13 protein-coding genes are annotated in these 17,924 nt (G+C 55.6%); 5 read left to right on the top strand and 8 right to left on the bottom strand.

The window, feature by feature from the left end:
* Positions 1 to 64 precede the first annotated feature (64 nt).
* Positions 65 to 2,014 (bottom strand): glycoside hydrolase family 127 protein, encoded by a 1,950-nt coding sequence (locus C3451_RS19055; protein ID WP_045622152.1) that lies wholly within the window; start codon positions 2,012 to 2,014, stop codon positions 65 to 67.
* A gap of 10 nt (positions 2,015 to 2,024) precedes the next feature.
* The gene (locus C3451_RS19050) at positions 2,025 to 3,425 is read right to left on the bottom strand and encodes an MFS transporter (protein WP_022649754.1); all 1,401 of its coding nucleotides are present in this window, start codon (positions 3,423 to 3,425) and stop codon (positions 2,025 to 2,027) included.
* 225 nt (positions 3,426 to 3,650) lie between these two features.
* Between C3451_RS19050 and C3451_RS19045 the strand changes: the two genes are divergently transcribed.
* Both C3451_RS19045 and C3451_RS19040 read left to right on the top strand, forming a co-directional pair.
* A complete protein-coding gene (locus tag C3451_RS19045) occupies positions 3,651 to 4,469 on the top strand; it encodes a helix-turn-helix domain-containing protein (RefSeq protein ID WP_045622150.1) in 819 nt (272 codons plus the stop codon).
* 93 nt (positions 4,470 to 4,562) lie between these two features.
* Positions 4,563 to 5,018 (top strand): 4Fe-4S dicluster domain-containing protein, encoded by a 456-nt coding sequence (locus C3451_RS19040; protein WP_045309001.1) that lies wholly within the window; start codon positions 4,563 to 4,565, stop codon positions 5,016 to 5,018.
* A 7-nt stretch (positions 5,019 to 5,025) separates the two neighbouring features.
* Here the strand turns inward: C3451_RS19040 and avtA are convergent, their stop codons facing one another.
* Both avtA and C3451_RS19030 read right to left on the bottom strand, forming a co-directional pair.
* Positions 5,026 to 6,279, bottom strand: coding sequence for a valine--pyruvate transaminase (avtA, locus tag C3451_RS19035; RefSeq protein ID WP_045622149.1), 1,254 nt, complete (start codon positions 6,277 to 6,279; stop codon positions 5,026 to 5,028).
* A 242-nt stretch (positions 6,280 to 6,521) separates the two neighbouring features.
* Positions 6,522 to 8,552, bottom strand: coding sequence for an alpha-amylase (locus tag C3451_RS19030; protein ID WP_045622148.1), 2,031 nt, complete (start codon positions 8,550 to 8,552; stop codon positions 6,522 to 6,524).
* A 313-nt stretch (positions 8,553 to 8,865) separates the two neighbouring features.
* Here C3451_RS19030 and C3451_RS19025 point away from each other — a divergent pair, with 313 nt between their 5' ends.
* Positions 8,866 to 9,690: a protein bax gene (locus C3451_RS19025; protein WP_072050127.1), complete on the top strand. Its 825-nt coding sequence runs from the start codon at positions 8,866 to 8,868 to the stop codon at positions 9,688 to 9,690.
* Between the two features lie 35 nt (positions 9,691 to 9,725).
* On the opposite strand, the gene xylR is transcribed toward C3451_RS19025, so the two are convergent.
* The 4 genes from xylR to xylF all read right to left on the bottom strand — a co-directional run bounded on the left by xylR (position 9,726) and on the right by xylF (position 14,704).
* On the bottom strand, positions 9,726 to 10,904 hold the full coding sequence (xylR, locus tag C3451_RS19020; protein ID WP_038416899.1) for a D-xylose utilization transcriptional activator XylR: 1,179 nt from the start codon (positions 10,902 to 10,904) through the stop codon (positions 9,726 to 9,728).
* A 34-nt stretch (positions 10,905 to 10,938) separates the two neighbouring features.
* The gene (gene xylH / locus C3451_RS19015) at positions 10,939 to 12,120 is read right to left on the bottom strand and encodes a xylose ABC transporter permease XylH (protein ID WP_063139152.1); all 1,182 of its coding nucleotides are present in this window, start codon (positions 12,118 to 12,120) and stop codon (positions 10,939 to 10,941) included.
* On the bottom strand, positions 12,098 to 13,639 hold the full coding sequence (locus C3451_RS19010; protein ID WP_045622145.1) for a xylose ABC transporter ATP-binding protein: 1,542 nt from the start codon (positions 13,637 to 13,639) through the stop codon (positions 12,098 to 12,100). Before C3451_RS19010 ends, xylH begins: the two co-directional genes overlap by 23 nt.
* Positions 13,640 to 13,711: 72 nt before the next feature.
* Positions 13,712 to 14,704, bottom strand: a complete 993-nt coding sequence (xylF, locus tag C3451_RS19005; RefSeq protein WP_022649746.1) for a D-xylose ABC transporter substrate-binding protein — start codon at positions 14,702 to 14,704, stop codon at positions 13,712 to 13,714.
* Between the two features lie 371 nt (positions 14,705 to 15,075).
* Here xylF and xylA point away from each other — a divergent pair, with 371 nt between their 5' ends.
* Together xylA and xylB are read left to right on the top strand one after the other, a co-directional pair.
* Positions 15,076 to 16,398, top strand: coding sequence for a xylose isomerase (gene xylA / locus C3451_RS18995; protein ID WP_045622160.1), 1,323 nt, complete (start codon positions 15,076 to 15,078; stop codon positions 16,396 to 16,398).
* A gap of 59 nt (positions 16,399 to 16,457) precedes the next feature.
* The gene (gene xylB, locus C3451_RS18990) at positions 16,458 to 17,912 is read left to right on the top strand and encodes a xylulokinase (RefSeq protein ID WP_045622143.1); all 1,455 of its coding nucleotides are present in this window, start codon (positions 16,458 to 16,460) and stop codon (positions 17,910 to 17,912) included.
* Positions 17,913 to 17,924 lie beyond the last annotated feature (12 nt).

Raw genomic sequence — 17,924 nt, 5'->3', positions numbered from 1 at the left:
GGCCTACTTTTTACTACCTCTCCCGTGGGAGAGGGCTGGGGTGAGGGCAACAGGCCGCAGTTATTCAGCCTTCATCCACCCATATCCGCATTTCCCCTTCTCCCCGGTTTGCCCAGCTGAACCACGGAATAAAGGTCAGCGTCTGGGGCTGACGTTCTACCGGCGAGTGGTCGTACTGCCACAGGGCATCAGTGTCCTTCGCCTGACACCCGATCCCTTCCGCCTGTATCAGCATCTTGTGCGCGAAAATGCCTTTGCCTTCAAATACCCTAAACGCGCTGTCTTGCGGCAAAGAAAGGTTATGCAGATTTGCGCCGTTATCGGCTTCTTCCAGGCAGTAAACCAGCGGCCCACGCTGCAATACGACTTTCCCCGCCTGCTGGCGCACCTGCGGGTTGCCGTACACGCGGCGGACCGGCATCGGTAACGTCAGCGTCAGCGTGTCGCCTTCCTGCCAGTTGCGGTTGAGGTATAAGTATCCACGGGAGACCTCGCCTGTAATGGCTTGACCATTGAGCGAAACAGCCGGTTCCGCACACCAGTCCGGCAGCCTCAGGGCCAGCGTGTGAGTCACCGGAACTGGTGAGGTTATCTCGATTTTCACCTGCTCATGCCACGGATAGTTTCCGCTAATACGCAGCTGGAGGGTGTTTTCCCCCACCGGAATGGCGACATCGTTTCCCACGTACAGGTTGATCAACAGCGCGTCCGGGCGAACGGTAAAAATATAGTGCCCCAGCGAGGTCAGCACGCGCGCAATATTCGGCGGGCAACAGGCGCAGCCGAACCAGCGCTGGCGCACCGGTTTCACGTGGTCATAGATATGGTTAAAGGCCAGTGTTTTCGGGTGCACTTCCAGCGGATTCACATAAAAGAAATGCTTACCGTCCAGCGCCATGCCACCCAGCACCGTGTTGTATAGTGCGCGCTCCATCACGTCGGCGTAGTGGCCGTCCGCCTCCATCTCAAGCATCCGGCGGGCAAACATCATCAGGCCGATGGAGGCGCAGCTTTCGGCATAGACCGTATCGTTGGGCAGATCGTAATCGCTGCTGAATGCCTCGCCGCTGCTTTGCGAGCCAATCCCGCCGGTGATGTACAGCTGGCGCTGTGCCATGTTGTTCCACAGCCGCAGGCAATCCTGACGTTTCCCTTCGTCGTTGCTCAGGCGCGCCAGATGCGCCATGCCCGCCATCAGATAGACAAAACGCACGGCATGGCCGATGGCCGTTTGTTGTTCGGCAAGGGGCTGATGCGCCTGGCTGTAGGCTTTGTCCTTGACCATCCACGCCGGGCCATAGGTGTTCCAGTATGACGTTCTGCCGCGCTTCTCATATTCGATATCGTAGAAGTGAGGCTGTGTGCCGCGTTCCTCAATAAAGTATTTCACCAGATTGAGATAGCGTGGCTCCTGCGTGACGTCGTACAGCCGCATCAGCGCCAGCTCGATTTCCGGGTGGCCCGGATAGCCGTGCAGCTGGTTTTCGCCCGGGCCAAACACGCTGTCGATATGATCCGCCAGCCTGCACACCACGTCCAGCAGGCGGCGCTTTCCGGTTCCCTGGAAATACGCCACGCCCGCTTCAATCATATGCCCGGCGCAGTACAGTTCGTGGCACTCGGCCAGATTGGTCCAGCGCTCGGCCGGTGCTTTCACCGTGAAATAGGTATTGAGATAGCCATCTTCACACTGCGCCGCTGCGACCAGCTCGATCACCTCGTCGGCGGTTTTTTCCAGTTCGGCATCCGGCTTCTGGCACAGCGACCACGCCACGGCTTCGAGCCATTTCGCCACGTCGCTGTCCTGAAAGACCATCCCGTAGAACTCCCCCTGTTCCAGACCGGCCGCGATACGGAAGTTGGCGATGGCGTGGCTGGGTTCAGCCTCCGCCACGCGATCGTTAAGCGCATCCCACTGGTAGGGGATTACCACATCGCGGACCAGCCGTTGGTACTGACCAAGAAACGGGTCGTTGATTTTCAGCTGATGCAGGTCGGCTTCCATTATGGTCATATCGTTCTCCTCAGGACTGTACATGACGCTGGCGCAAATCGGTTGCAATGCGCGACATCACGGGATTGTTAAGCCTGCACCAGCGGATAGCGACCGCCAGCAGCAGGTGGAAAAGGGCAGGGAGCAGCGTCTCCATGGCGGTGATGCCCTGCAATGAGGCGGGTGTCTGGTTGCCCGCGCCTGGCTGATAGGCCACGGCAATAAACACCAGGCTGATGATCCCGGCGCTGGATGCCCACGCGAGCTTGATGAAAAATAGATTGAAGGCGAAATTCATCCCCGAGGAGCGAACGCCGGTTTTCCATTCGCCGTAGTCATCGGCAAAGGCCATTAGCGAGAAGTGAAGCGGCAGGGTGAAGCCCAGGATCACGCCGTTACTTAAAATCACGATAAGCCAGAGCGTCTGGTGCGCCGGGCCACCTGGCAGGAACCACATTCCCATAGCAAGCGCAGCGAGTACCAGGTTGGTGTAGTAGTAGAGTTTGACGGTATCAATCCGCCGCGACAGCGGGTTGACGATCACCGCGCCCAGAATGGCGGCAAAGGTCACCATGGTGAAAAACAGCGAGGTGTACGCCGTGCTGCCCTGAAGCACGTAGGTGATGAAGTACATGTACCCGCCGCCGCGAATGTTGAAGACGTTGATCAGCAGAAACGACATCACCAGCATCAGCAGCAGCTGATCGTTTTTACGCAGGCCCGCCAGGTGCTCGCGCAGGGTGAATTTCCCCATCAGCGCAAGCGGGACGCGCTCGCGCACCCAGAAGAAGCAGCACAAGAACATCACCACAGCGATGGCGCACAGTACGCCGACGCCCAGCTGATAACCCCGGGCGGTATTGCCCTGTCCCAGCTCTGACACCAGCCACGGCAGGCCAACGGAGACCAGAAAGCCCGCCACGCCGCACAGTACGAAGCGCCAGGACTGGCAGGATATTACCTCGTTGTGGCGGGTGGTCATGGTGTTGATCAGCGCGCAATACGGCACGTTGATGGCGGTATAGCCTACGGACAACAGCAAATAGGTGCCGAACGCCCAGGCGATTTTCACGCCCATGCTGGCGTCCGGGACGGTGAAGGTCAGCACGCCGACGATCCCGATGGGAAGCGCGACCCACAGCTGCCACGGACGAAAACGCCCCCAGCGGCTCTGCGTGCGGTCGGCAATCACGCCCATCACCGGATCGGAAATCGCGTCAAATACCCGAAGAGCAATAAACAGCGTGCCCACCAGCGCGGGCGTCAGGCCAAATACATCGGTATAGAAAAAGGTCAAGAAGTTCATGATCAGGCAGGTAATTACCGTGCCGCCCGCGTCGCCCAGGCCGTAGCCAATTTTCTCGCGGACTGACAGTCGGTCATCGGCTGCCTGTTTTGCAACTTCTGCGTCTGTAATCGGTGTGGAAGTCATGGGGTAACTCCTCGATAAACGATTTTTTATCGTATTTGTGCAAGGTACCCCATTTATTCTGCATTCAACGGGCAGACCAACAAGGGAAGGGAAAAGTATAAAAAGGTGACGATTCCGACCTGATGGTAAAACTGTGAGTTTGATCGAGCTGTTCTGCTGATATTTATTAATAATCAAACAATAAACGCAATATTAGCCACCATAAAAGCGGGAAATTGAATATCCATGCTTGAATTATCCATAGCACTTCCGATTAAGGTTCAAAATGGCGGGTTATTTATCTCCCGGGGCGTGGGTCGTCATCCCGCACGAAAATTATCTTCGTGGGAGATAATCTTTGTCGAAAAAGGGACATTAACGATCCAGGAGGAAAATACGCTGTTTGAGGTAAACGCCGGCGAGAGTTTATTACTTTGGCCGAAGCGGCGGCATGTCGGCGTGGAAGATTTTCCGGGCGATCTCAAATTTTACTGGCTGCATTTTGAGGTGGATGAAGGCTTGCCTGCGTTGCCAGGTGCGACGCTATTGTCGATTGAGCAACACTGTAGCGTGCGGGATCCGCAATATGTTATTGCGTTATTCCGTCAGTTTTTAAGCGAGCAGGAAAAATTACAGCGTAGCCAGGCGCTGGAGATAATTTTGCTGTTAATTTTGCAGCAGATATCGCTCTCGCCGGGATATGAAGATAAAGCGGATGATGCGGGCGCAGCAATGGCGTGGAAGGCCAAACAACTTATCCGCACTCACTTTCATTTGCCCATATCCACTTCACAGCTGGCGAAAGAGCTGCACTGCAACGCAGATTACCTGGGGCGAGTATTTCGCCGGACGTTTCATTTAACCCTGACGGAGGCAATACACCGCCAGCGCGTCAGGGCCGCTGAAAAATTGTTGCTGAACGATGCGGCCTCATTAACTGAAGTGGCCACCCGGTGCGGTTTTAATGACGTGGGTTATTTCCGGCAGATATTCTCGAAACATACCGGGTTAACGCCCGCCGTCTGGAAACGGCGGTACTGTAAAGAGCATATTAATTCCGGATGAGCGCATCCTCTTTGACCCATCACACCTTCGCTGCCTCGGACGTTATGTATGATGTGCTCAGAACCGGGTTTTAATGCACGCGAGGCATAACTGATGAACCGATTTATTCTGACGGATCCTGAAAAATGTATCGGGTGCCGCACCTGTGAGGTGGCGTGCATGATGTCGCATCAAAGCAGCGCCACGCCAGAAGCATTTACGTCACGTATCCGCGTGGTTAAGGGGGGAACCTTCACCACGGCCGTGGGCTGCCACCAGTGTGAAGATGCGCCCTGCGCGAATGTCTGCCCGACGGGGGCCATTCACCGTGCTGCGGGAGCCTGGCTCGTTGAGCAGGCTCGCTGTATCGGCTGCAAAAGCTGTATGGTGGCGTGCCCGTTCGGGGCAATGCAGGTTCGGGTTGTGGGAGATCGCGTTCAGGCGCTGAAATGTGATTTGTGCATGCATCGCGAGGGCGGTCCCGCCTGCGTCGAAGCCTGTCCCACCCACGCGCTGCGCTGCATAGACCCCGCCAGACTACGCGTGGAACGGCTGCGTAATCTGGCCTGAGGTTTTATTAACCGGCCTCGCGCCAGGCGTTCTCAATCTCTTCGGCGAGAATTTTCACACCCGCTTCGATTTTTTCCGGGTCCGGGACGTAGTTCATGCGCATGCACTGGTGCGTATGCGGCCACGGTTTATCCAGTCCCGGGAAGAAGTAATCCCCCGGCACCATCAGCACGCCACGCTTTTTCAGACGCTGATAAAGCAGCTCTGTCGTAATGGGCAGATCCTTAAACCACAGCCACAGGAAAATTGCCCCTTCCGGTTTATGGATCAGGCAGCGTTCCTCCGGTAAGTAGCGGCGAAGGATGGCGATAGTTTCCTGAACGCGCTGAGAGTAAAACGGCTTGATCACCTCATTTGACAGGCGCAGCAGGTCGTTACGCCTGATCATCTCGCACATCATCGCCGGGCCGATGCCGCCAGGGGAAAGGCTGATAATGCCGTTCATGTTGGTAATGGCGGTGATGATTTTCTCGTTAGCAATGATAATGCCGCAGCGGCTGCCCGGCAGGCCCAGCTTGGAGAGGCTCATGCAGAGGATGATGTTCGGGTTCCACAGCGGACGCGCTTCGCTGAAGATGATACCCGGGAACGGTACGCCATAGGCGTTATCGATCACCAGCGGGATGCCGTGCTGATTCGCCAGCACATCCAGCTTCATCAGCTCGTCGTCGGTGATCACGTTCCCCGTCGGGTTGGTGGGACGAGATACGCAGATCATGCCCGTCTCTTCACCGATATGCAGATGTTCAAAATCGACGTGATATTTGAACTGGCCCTCTGGCAACAACTCGATATTCGGACGTGCGGAAACAAACAGGTCTTCTTCGAGGCCGGCATCGGCATAGCCGATATACTCCGGTGCCAGCGGGAACAGCACTTTTTTCGTGGTGCCGTCGGCGCGGCGTCCGGCGAACAGATTGAATAAGTAGAAAAACGCGCTCTGACTGCCGTTTGTCAGTGCAATGTTCTGTGGTTCGATATCCCAACCCAGCGCTTCCCGCAGCATTGCCGCCAGAAGCGTCAGTAGTTCTGTTTTACCCTGAGGGCCGTCGTAATTACATAGCGCATCGGTTGCTTTACCGTTTTCCAGCATGTCTGCCAGCAGCGTCTGGAAGTAGGTGTTCATCTCCGGAATTTGAGCCGGGTTTCCGCCGCCAAGCATGATAGCGCCTGGGGTGCGCAGCCCGTCGTTGAGGTCCTCCATCAGGCGGGTAATGCCTGAATGGCGGGTAAATTTGTCGCCGAATTGTGAAAACGTCATAGCAGGTGATCTGTCGGGCTTAATATGAAAGGCAGTAACCATAACGCCAGCACCGTGTTGGTGCAAATCGGCGGATGTGGTCGGATTTGTTGTTTTGTATGGTGGAGAGGGATTATTGCAGTGAATCCTTCTGATGAATGTACCCCTCACCCCGACCCTCTCCCCAAAGGGGCGAGGGTGAAAGACCGCACCGTGCAATCCCCTAGCCCCTTAGGGGAGAGGGTTAGGGTGAGGGGGCTGTTCTACTGATTACCCGCCCACACCACCATCACCTTATCGCCCTTGTGCTCGCGCACAAAGCCGTAGCCTTCTTTCACTGACAGCGTTGTTTGCTTGCCTTCACCCACAGCCGGATGACGGGCGCGGAACTGCCCCAGAAGCTGCCAGTGGGCGACAGTTAACGCCTGTTTACCCGTGACGTCCTGCCAGTTCATATCCGAACGGGTTCCCTGTAGCGGATCGGAGCCCGTCGGACCAAATGGACGCTCTGATTCATCGCCGTAATAGATCTGCACGCTTCCCGGCGCCAGCAGCAGTAACTCAGCGGCGCGCTGACCCCCTTCACGGAACAGACGCGTATCGTGGGAGGAGAGATAGCTCAGCACGTTAAAACTTTGCAGCTTTTCTGCCATTTGCTGCCAGGTCAAATCCATATCTGCCAGACAGTCCACTGCTTTCGCCGCCTGCTCCTGATAGTCAAAGTTGATCATCGCATCGAAGCCGTAGCGGTAATAATCGCTGTGCATCACGCCGTGGCCCCAGGATTCACCGGTCATCCAGAACGGCGCATCGTCGAGTTTTTTGTCCGGGTTGGCTGCCTTCCACGCGGCCAGCGCCTGGCTGGCCTGGTCTTTCAGTTGCTGCCAGGCTTCATGCTCAACGTGTTTGGCGGTATCGACCCGGAAACCGTCGATGCCGTAGTCACGTACCCACTGGCTAAGCCAGTGGGTCAGGTAATCTCGCTGCGTGAAATTCGTCATCACTTTCGCGTTGGTGTCGGGCTTGTGTTGATAAAAGTTCGGCAAACCTGACGGGGTTTTTGATTCCGTTTTCAGATCCGGCAGGAAGGCCAGGGACATGGTCAAGTCGTCAAAGCCCGGGTTGTCGTAATCACCGATATCGGTACGGATCCATTTTTTACCCCACCATTTTTCCCATGCGGCTTTGTCACTGAAGTTGATGTAATCGTTGAAGCTGTGCCAGCTTTGACCCGCGCCTGGCTTCCAGTCAGTCCAGCGTTCGCCGAGCGTTTTTTTCAGCTCATCTCCCTGTAAATAGAGTGCGCCAAACTGATATTGCTGCATATCTGCAAGCGTCGCATAGCCCGCGTGGTTCATGACAACGTCAAACAGGACGCGGATACCGCGCCTGTGCGCGTCGTCGACAAGCTGGCGTAAATCATCTTCGTTGCCCATGTTGGCGTCGAGTTTCGTCCAGTCCTGGGTGTAATAACCGTGATACGCGTAGTGGGGGAAATCCCCTTTGGTGCCGCCGCCAACCCAGCCGTGGATCTGCTCCAGCGGGGAGCTTATCCAGAGCGCATTCACGCCCAGTTGCTGAAGGTAATCCAGTTTGCTGGTAAGCCCTTTCAGATCGCCGCCGTGGAAAGTACCTATCTCCTGCATACCATCTTTATGGCGGCCATAGCTGTTGTCGTTGGTGGGGTCGCCATTCACGAAGCGATCGGTCAGCACGAAATAGACGGTGGCGTTTTGCCAGCTGAACGGCGCGGGTTTGTCCGTTTCGGCGCGCTCAAGCAGCAGCAGGCCATTGCTGTTGGCGGCTGGCTGAAGAGTCACTTTGCCATTTTGAACGGTCGCGGTCTGTTTGCTGTAAAAATCACGCACCACCGTGCCTTCCGGGAACGTGTTAACGACGTCGATCGTGAGCGGTTTGCCGTCCCACTTCGGGCACTGGCGGGTAACGTTTGCGACAGGCTGTGGCGCCGCACTTTGTACCGTCAGCATCAGCGTCGGCGTTCCAGAGCGCGTATCAATACGCATCTGATAAACGCCGTCACGGAATAACCGCCACTGCGGTGGCGTGCCTTCGCACGGTTTGAGCGACAGCATCTCGTTGAGCTTAATGGCCTTTGTCGGCTGCCAGCACGCGTTGTCAAGACTCAACGTCAGTGGACGGGTACCCTTCGCAAGCGTTGCCTGGCTGGTAAAGACGCCGGTACCTTCAGCGTTGAATGCGTCAAATCCCGGCGATGACCAGTCGGCATGCGCGAATGCGGGTAACATCAGAACAGCTAATGCAGTGCGTTTCATTCCATTTTCCTGTCGCGGCATTTTTGACCAGTGTGCCATTCGGCTCAGGGGAAAAACTCCTCCTCTGAGGCTTTCTGCCAGGAGGACGCGAAGGGATGAGTGATCCCGCGCAAAATTAGGCAGTTATCTGCGATATCGCGCACATTTTTCCAGTGTTGGTGCTTTAATGAGCATGTTCCGGATGACATAGTTTCGGAATTGGACTATTTATAGACGTGCTCTTGAAGACTATTTTTGGTACGATTTGAGATTCCGCTCTCAAATTTTGAAGAAAATAAGGTGTTGGAATGCTTATATCCGACCAGGAGACCTAATGATATCGACTCCCATTCGACGATATGGGGCCGCGATACTCATGTTACTCACCATGGCATTTTCAGGTGAGGTGCTTGCAAAGACGCACACGGATACAACGAGTAAGAAAGCCCACGTAATAAATACGACAAGCAGTAAGGTTAGCAGTAAACAAGAGTATTCTCGCAATAGTGCAAAGAGTAGTTCACTTCCTGATTTGCGAAAATACCCTTCCGGGACACCAAGGAAAAAAGCGTTTCTCCGGACGGTAATGCCTTACATTAAAAGTCAAAATGCCGCGATTACTGCGGATCGTAACTGGCTGATCGCCAAACAGTACGATAGCCGCTGGTCGCCGTCTGAGCGCACTCGCCTGAAAGACATCGCCAAACGCTATAAAGTGAAGTGGAGCGGGAACACGCGTCGTGTGCCGTGGAACACTCTGTTAGAGCGTGTGGACATTATTCCAGGCAGTATGGTCGCGACAATGGCCGCCGCCGAAAGCGGTTGGGGCACCTCGAAGCTGGCGCGCAACAACAACAATCTGTTTGGCATGAAATGCGCAAAAGGTCGTTGTACTAATGCACCCGGCAAGGTGAAGGGCTATTCACAGTTTGAATCGGTGAAAGATTCCGTGAATGCCTATGTGGTGAATCTGAACACCCACCCGGCCTACTCTTCGTTCCGTAAGTCACGCGCGCAGCTGCGTAAGGCGGATCAGGAAGTGACGGCCACGGCGATGATCCACAAGCTGAAAGGTTATTCCACCCAGGGACAGCGCTACAACAACTACCTGTTCTCAATGTACCAGGATAACCAGCGTCTGATTGCCGCACATATGTAATGAAAAACGCCTTCCACTGGAAGGCGTTCTTTTTTCTAGAGCAGGACTTCACTGTACCGTTCCCGGTACTCCTTCGGCGTGGTGTCATACTCTTTCCTGAACACCGAATAGAAATACTGAAGCGACGGGTAGCCGCACATCTGTGAAATCTCGTTGATCGACAGCGAGGTGGAGATCAGCAGACTTCGCGCTTTCTCCAGCTTTTCCGCATGGATCACGGCGTGGATCGTCTCACCGACTTCCTCTTTAAACCGCTTCTCCAGATTCGAACGTGAAATGCCGACCGAATCCAGCACCTGATCGACCTTAATCCCTTTGCAGGCATGATTGCGAATGTAGTGCATCGCCTGAATCACGGCCGGATCGTTTAAGGAACGGTAGTCAGTTGAGCGACGCTCGACCACGCGAACGGGCGGAACCAGCAGACGCTGGAGCGGCAGGGATTCGTTGTCTAACAGTCTGTGCAGCAGCTTCGCGGCCTGATAGCCCATCTGACGGGTACCCTGCGCCACGGATGAGAGCGCCACGCGCGACAGATAGCGCGTAAGCTCTTCGTTATCAATACCAATCACGCACAGCTTTTCAGGCACCGGAATATGCAAATGTTCGCACACCTGTAATACGTGGCGGGCGCGGGCGTCCGTCACGGCGATAATCCCTGTCTGGGGCGGCAGCGTTTGCAGCCAGTCAGCCAGGCGATTCTGTGCGTGCTGCCAGTTTTCTGGCGCGGTTTCCAGCCCCTGATAAACGACGCCGCGATACTTCTCCTGGGCAACCAGCTGGCAGAAGGCATACTCACGCTCCATCGCCCAGCGCTTTCCGCTGGTGGCGGGCAATCCGTAAAACGCAAAACGATGGACGCCTTTCTCCTTTAAATGGAGGAAGGCGGTCTCAACCAGGGCATGGTTATCCGTGGCGATGTAGTGAACGGGGGGGTAATGTTCCGCTGAATGGTAAGAGCCGCCAACGCCCACGATAGGTACGTCGACGCCACTCAGCAACTGTTCAATCACGGGGTCGTCAAAGTCAGCGATAACCCCGTCTCCCAGCCAGTCTTTGATGTTCTCCAGACGGGTACGGAAATCTTCTTCGATGAAAATATCCCATTCGGATTGCGACGCCTGCAAATATTCACCAACCCCCTCAACCACCTGACGGTCATAGGCTTTGTTGGCATTGAATAACAACGTAATGCGGTGACGCTTTTCAAACATGGCTCACTTTCCCAAATTAGTCACGATACGGTTCTCAGGCGCGCCGCTTGGTGGCAGAGTCCATCCAGACTGCCAGCAAAAGAATGGCCCCTTTGACGATATACTGCCAAAACGTCGGCACGTCCATCATACTCATCCCGTTATCCAGCGAAGCCATAATAAATGCGCCCATCACCGCCCCCGCCACGCTGCCAATACCTCCGGCGAGGCTGGTCCCGCCAATCACGCAGGCGGCGATGGCGTCCAGCTCGGCAATATTACCGGCAGACGGGGAACCCGCACCCAGTCGCGAGCTGAGGATCAGCCCCGCGATGGCTACCATCAGGCCGTTGATGGCAAAGACGGCGAGTTTGGTGCGCTCGACGTTGATACCAGATAAACGCGCGGCTTCAAGATTGCCGCCGATAGCATAAATACGGCGACCGAATGCGGTACGTGTGGCCATAAACATCCCACCTAACAGCAACAGCGCCAGCAGCAGAACGGGCGTTGGGACACCGCGATAATCGTTTAGCAGCCAGATGGCCCCCAGCACAATCACCGCAGTAAGCGCCTGACGGCCGACAACCGAGGTTGAGGCAGGCGAGGCCAGCCCCAGCGCCTGGCGACGCATGCGTCCTCGCCATTGCCACGTGACAAACGCCATCAGCCCAACCACGCCGATCGTAAAACCGACGCCATCAGAGAGGTAGCTTTGGCCAATCTGGGACATCGAGGCGCTGGTCGGGGAGACGGTAGTGCCGTTGGTGATCCCAATCAGAATACCGCGGAAGGCCAGCATCCCTGCTAAGGTGACAATAAACGACGGGACTTTACGGTAGGCCACCCACCAGCCGTTCCACGCACCCAGCAGCAGACCCAGTACCAGCGTGACCGCAATCGTCAGCGGCAGCGGCCAGCCGAGCCAGACGTCAAAAATTGCCGCCACGCCGCCGAGCAGACCCATCATCGACCCTACCGACAGGTCAATTTCCGCTGAGATAATCACAAAGACCATCCCCACCGCCAGGATCCCGGTGATGGCGGTCTGACGCAGCAGGTTAGAGACGTTACGTGCGCTCAAATAGGAGCCATCGGTCATCCAGGTAAAGAACAACATGATGACGATAATGGCGGCAATCATTACAAAAACTTGCAGATTCAGCGATTTAAGTCCTGCGAACGCACCGGGCGTCGGAACAGCGACTTTGATATCAGACGGGTTGCTTTTCGACATGGCGTTCGCTCCTTAAGGCAGCTTCCATCACCTGCTCTTGCGTCAGGTTCTGGTTGTTCAGGTTGGCTTTGAGTTTCCCTTCATGCATGACCAGCACGCGGTCGCTCAGCCCCAGCACTTCAGGCAATTCGGACGAGATAACAATGACGGCAATCCCTTGCTGCACAAGCTGGTTGATCAGCTTGTAGATTTCATACTTCGCGCCGATATCGATCCCGCGCGTGGGTTCGTCCAGAATTAAAATGCGCGGATTAAGCAACAGGCAGCGCGCCAGAATCGCTTTCTGCTGGTTGCCGCCGCTCAGGCGACCTATCGCCAGTTCCGGCGAGGAGGTTTTCACCTTGAGCCTGGCAAGTGACTGAAGAATACACTGCTGTTCTGCGGCATCATCCAGGCTGCTCAGCGCGCCGGAAAACTGGCTGAGCGCCGCCAGCGTGATATTTTTTCCCACCGCCATGACCGGCACGATGCCGTCTTTTTTGCGGTCTTCGGGCACCATGGCAATACCTTTGGCAATGGCCTGCTGGCAGTTGTCAATTTTTACCGGCTGACCGTCGATATAAATTTTGCCTTCCCAGCGCCCCGGCCAGACGCCAAACAGACACTGCACGGCCTCGGTTCTTCCGGCACCCACTAAACCCGCAATACCGAGAATTTCGCCGCGGTGCAGCGAGAAGGAGAGGTTATCCACGCGCTTGATGTGGCGGTTAACGGGATGCCACGCCGTCAGGTTTTCCACGCGCAGGAGTTCTTCGCCTATGGTGTGTGGTTCGTTGGGATACAGTGCGGTGAGCTCGCGACCCACCATCATGGTGATGATGTCATCTTCGCTCATGCCTTCTGCTTCACGCGTGCCAATGTGCTGCCCGTCGCGGATGACGCAGATGGTGTCGGAAATAGCTTTCACCTCATTGAGCTTGTGCGAAATATAGATGCAGGCGATACCGTGGTTTTGCAGGTCGCGGATGATATGGAGCAGAACGGCGGTTTCCTGTTCGGTGAGCGAGGCGGTTGGCTCGTCGAGGATCAGCAGGCGTACCTGTTTATTTAGCGCCTTGGCGATCTCCACCAGTTGCTGCTGGCCCAAACCTAAGTCGCCCACGCGCGTATCCGGTGAGATAGCGAGACTCACCTGGGCCAGCAGTTTTTCGCAGCGCAGCGTCATGGTGTCGTAATCCAGTACGCCGTGGCGCGAGAGTTCGGCCCCAAGAAAGATATTTTCCAGCACGGTAAGGTGCTTCACCAGTGCCAGCTCCTGGTGAATGATAGCGATGCCTTTACGTTCGGTATCACGAATGTGCGTGGCCTGAAGCACCTCACCGGCAAAGACGATTTCGCCCTCGTAGCTGCCGTGCGGATAGATCCCGCACAGCACCTTCATCAGCGTGGATTTCCCCGAGCCGTTTTCGCCGCACAGCGACATCACTTCGCCGGGGTTCAGCCGCAGGCTTACGTTGTCGACCGCTTTCACCGCCCCGAAGGCTTTGGTGATGCTTTTCATTTCAAGTAAATAAGACATAACTGCTCCGCATAGCCCGACAGATGAACAGGGCAGGTCGATGCGCCCCCGCCGGGCAGGGGCTGCGCTGGATTACAGTTCACTCTTCTTATGGAAACCGTCTTTCACCACCGTGGCGTCAATATTCTCTTTGTTGACTTCGATAGGGGTAAGCAGGCGAGCTGGCACGTCTTTCAGGCCGTTATTTAACGTCGCGTCTGCTTTAGGTTGCTGGCCATTTCCCAGCTCAACGGCAATTTCGGCGGCCGTATTGGCAAGCTCGGTAATGGGCTTATAGACCGTCATAGTCTGGGTACCCGCGATAATGCGTTTTACACCCGCAAGGTCGGCGTCCTGTCCGGAAATAGCGACTTTCCCGGCCAGACCCTGCGCGCTCAGCGCCTGAATGGCGCCCCCCGCAGTGGCGTCGTTAGAGGCCACCACTGCATCGATTTTGTTGTTATTTGCGGTCAACGCGTTTTCCATAATTTTCAGCGCGTTTTCCGGTAACCAGCCGTCAGCCCACTGATCGCCGACGACTTTAATTTTGCCCTCGTCGATATACGGCTTCAGCACTTTCATTTGTCCCTGACGGAACAGTTTGGCGTTGTTATCCACAGGCGAGCCGCCCATCAGGAAATAATTCCCTTGAGGCACTTTTGCGATCAAGCTTTTAGCCTGTAATTCACCCACCTTTTCATTGTCGAACGAAATATAATAATCAATATCCGCATTATTAATCATGCGGTCATAAGCCAGGACTTTTATGCCTTCCTGTTTTGCTTCTTTCACCACGTTGCTTAATACCTGGCCGTTATACGGGATAATGACCAGCACATCGACGCCACGGTTGATCATATTCTCAATTTGCGACATTTGCGTCTCTTCGTTGCCGTTAGCGGACTGAACGAACACCTCCGCACCGAGAGATTCCGCTTTTTTAACAAAGATATCGCGATCTTTTTGCCAGCGCTCCAGGCGTAAGTCATCAATCGCCATGCCGATTTTGACTTCTTTGGCGTGGCCGGCAAAGCTTGCAAGCAGGAGAGTAGTGCAGAGCGTTAGGGTCAGGTTCTTTATCTTCATAATTATTAGGCCTTTTTGTAGGGGTATGTGTAGCTGAGATAAAAGAAACATTCACTGCTGAGACGCAGCAAATTTTTAACGTGGAAAGGCCTGCTGGCAATTACAGATTTTTATCTTCTCATTACGATATTTGGTTTATTTCTGAATTTATGACCGCGATCGGATTTTAAAAAGCGTAACCTATTAATTACATTTGATTCTGGAATGCGCGCCGAAAAATAGTTTGTCTGCACATTATTTTGCGAGCCAGCGCACAATTGCGCATTCTCTCAATAGCAGTGTGAAATAACGTAATTGAGCAACCTCCAATGTCTATTCACTATTACTCCAGAAGCAAGACCACGCCGCATACCCTGATTATGGAGCTCAATATGCAAGCTTATTTCGACCAACTCGATCGCGTTCGTTTCGAAGGCACGAAAACGACCAATCCTTTAGCATTTCGTCACTACAACCCGGATGAGCTGGTGCTGGGTAAGCGCATGGAAGATCACTTGCGCTTTGCCGCCTGCTACTGGCACACCTTCTGCTGGAACGGTGCCGATATGTTCGGCGTGGGCTCTTTTGACCGTCCATGGCAACAGCCGGGCGAGGCCATTGAGCTGGCGAAGCGTAAAGCCGACGTCGCGTTCGAGTTCTTCCATAAGCTGAACGTGCCGTACTACTGTTTCCACGATGTGGACGTGTCGCCGGAAGGGGCGTCGCTGAAAGAGTATCTGAACAATTTTGCGCAGATGGTCGACGTGCTGGCTGAAAAACAGCAGCAAAGCGGCGTGAAGCTGCTCTGGGGTACGGCTAACTGCTTTACCAACCCTCGCTATGGCGCGGGCGCGTCAACCAACCCGGACCCGGAAGTCTTCAGCTGGGCGGCAACCCAGGTCGTGACTGCGATGAACGCCACGCATCAGCTGGGCGGTGAGAACTACGTTCTCTGGGGCGGTCGTGAAGGCTATGAAACGCTGCTGAATACTGACCTGCGCCAGGAGCGTGAGCAGATTGGCCGCTTTATGCAGATGGTTGTGGACCACAAGCACAAAATCGGCTTCCGCGGTACGCTGCTGATTGAGCCAAAACCACAGGAGCCAACCAAGCATCAGTACGACTACGATGTCGCCACCGTGTATGGCTTCCTGAAGCAGTTTGGTCTGGAAAAAGAGATCAAAGTGAACATTGAGGCTAACCACGCCACGCTGGCGGGCCACTCGTTCCATCACGAAATCGCCTCTGCGATTGCGCTGGGCATCTTCGGATCGGTGGATGCGAACCGCGGCGATCCGCAGCTGGGCTGGGATACCGACCAGTTCCCGAACAGCGTCGAAGAGAATGCGCTGGTGATGTACGAAATCATCAAAGCGGGCGGTTTCACCACCGGCGGCCTGAACTTCGACGCCAAAGTGCGTCGCCAGAGCACCGACAAATACGATCTGTTCTACGGGCATATTGGCGCGATGGACACCATGGCGCTGGCGCTGAAGGTGGCGGCCCGTATGATTGAAGACGGTGAGCTGGATAAGCGCGTGGCGAAGCGCTACAGCGGCTGGAACAGTGAGCTGGGCCAGCAAATTTTGAAAGGTCAGTTATCGCTTGCGGAGATCGCGAAGTACGCTGAACAGCATCAGTTGGCACCGCAGCATCAGAGCGGCCATCAGGAACTGCTGGAAAACCTGGTCAATCACTACCTGTTCGATAAATAACAGCATTCATGCCCGGTAAGCGCAGCGCCGCCGGGCATTTCTGTCAAAGGAGTCACCACATGTATATCGGGATCGATCTTGGCACGTCGGGGGTGAAAGCCATCCTGTTAAGCGAGCAGGGCGATGTGTTAGCCACGCAGACTGAAAAGTTGCAGGTTTCACGCCCGCAGCCACTTTGGTCGGAACAAGATCCGGAGCAGTGGTGGCAGGCGACGGACCGCGCGATGAAAGCCTTAGGTGAGCAGCACAGCCTGCGCGACGTGAAAGCGCTGGGCATTGCCGGGCAAATGCATGGCGCCACGCTGCTGGATAGCCAGCATCGCGTTCTGCGCCCGGCTATTCTCTGGAACGATGGCCGCTGTGCGGAAGAGTGCGCGATCCTTGAGGAGCGTGTGCCTGCGTCCCGCGAGATTACGGGCAATCTGATGATGCCCGGTTTTACCGCGCCAAAACTCCTGTGGGTGCAGCGCCATGAGCCTGAGATTTTTCGTCAGGTGGCGAAGGTTCTGTTGCCGAAAGACTACCTGCGTTTTCGCATGACGGGGGATTTTGCCAGCGACATGTCTGACGCCGCGGGCACGATGTGGCTCGACGTGGCGAAACGGGACTGGAGCGAAGCGATGCTGGATGCCTGCCAGCTGACGCGCGATCATATGCCTGCGCTGTTTGAAGGCAGTGATATCACGGGCGCTTTGCAGCCTTCTGTTGCTGAACGCTGGAATATGCCAGCCGTACCTGTCGTTGCCGGCTGCGGCGATAATGCGGCGGGTGCGGTAGGCGTGGGGATGGTGGAGACAGGACAGGCCATGCTCTCGCTCGGCACTTCCGGCGTCTATTTTGCCGTCAGTGACGGCTATCGTAGTAACCCTGAAAGCGCCGTACACAGCTTCTGCCACGCGTTGCCGGGTAAATGGCATTTGATGTCGGTGATGCTGAGCGCGGCATCCTGCCTCGACTGGGCGGCAAAGCTGACCGGAATGGCGGACGTCCCGGCGCTTATCGCAGCGGCACAGCAGGCGGATGATACTGCCGGTGCGGTCTGGTTTTTACCGTACCTTTCAGGCGAGCGGACGCCGCATAACAACCCGGAAGCGAAAGGGGTCTTCTTCGGCCTTACCCATCAGCACGGCCCGGCAGAGCTGGCACGCGCGGTGCTTGAAGGGGTCGGCTATGCGCTGGCGGACGGCATGGATGTCGTGCATGACTGTGGCCTGACGCCATCCAGCATTACGTTAATTGGCGGCGGGGCACGAAGCAGCTACTGGCGGCAAATGCTTTCCGATATTAGCGGGTTGCAGCTGGACTATCGTACTGGGGGAGATGTTGGTCCGGCGCTCGGTGCGGCACGGCTTGCGCAAATTGCGCTGAACCGGGATAAACCACTGCCCCAGCTTTTGCCCCAGCTGCCGCTTGAACAGCAGCATCGTCCTGATGCGAAAAATCATGCTCGCTACGCTGAAAGACGAGACGTTTTCCGCAAAATCTATCAGCAGCTTTTACCGCTAATGTCATAAACAGGAGCCGGG

It is taken from the genome of Enterobacter sp. 301B (assembly GCF_003850715.1).
GTDB classification, from domain to species: domain Bacteria; phylum Pseudomonadota; class Gammaproteobacteria; order Enterobacterales; family Enterobacteriaceae; genus Enterobacter; species Enterobacter intestinihominis.
Note: the sequence above shows the minus strand (reverse complement) of the source record. Positions and strands in the feature narration are given on the sequence as shown.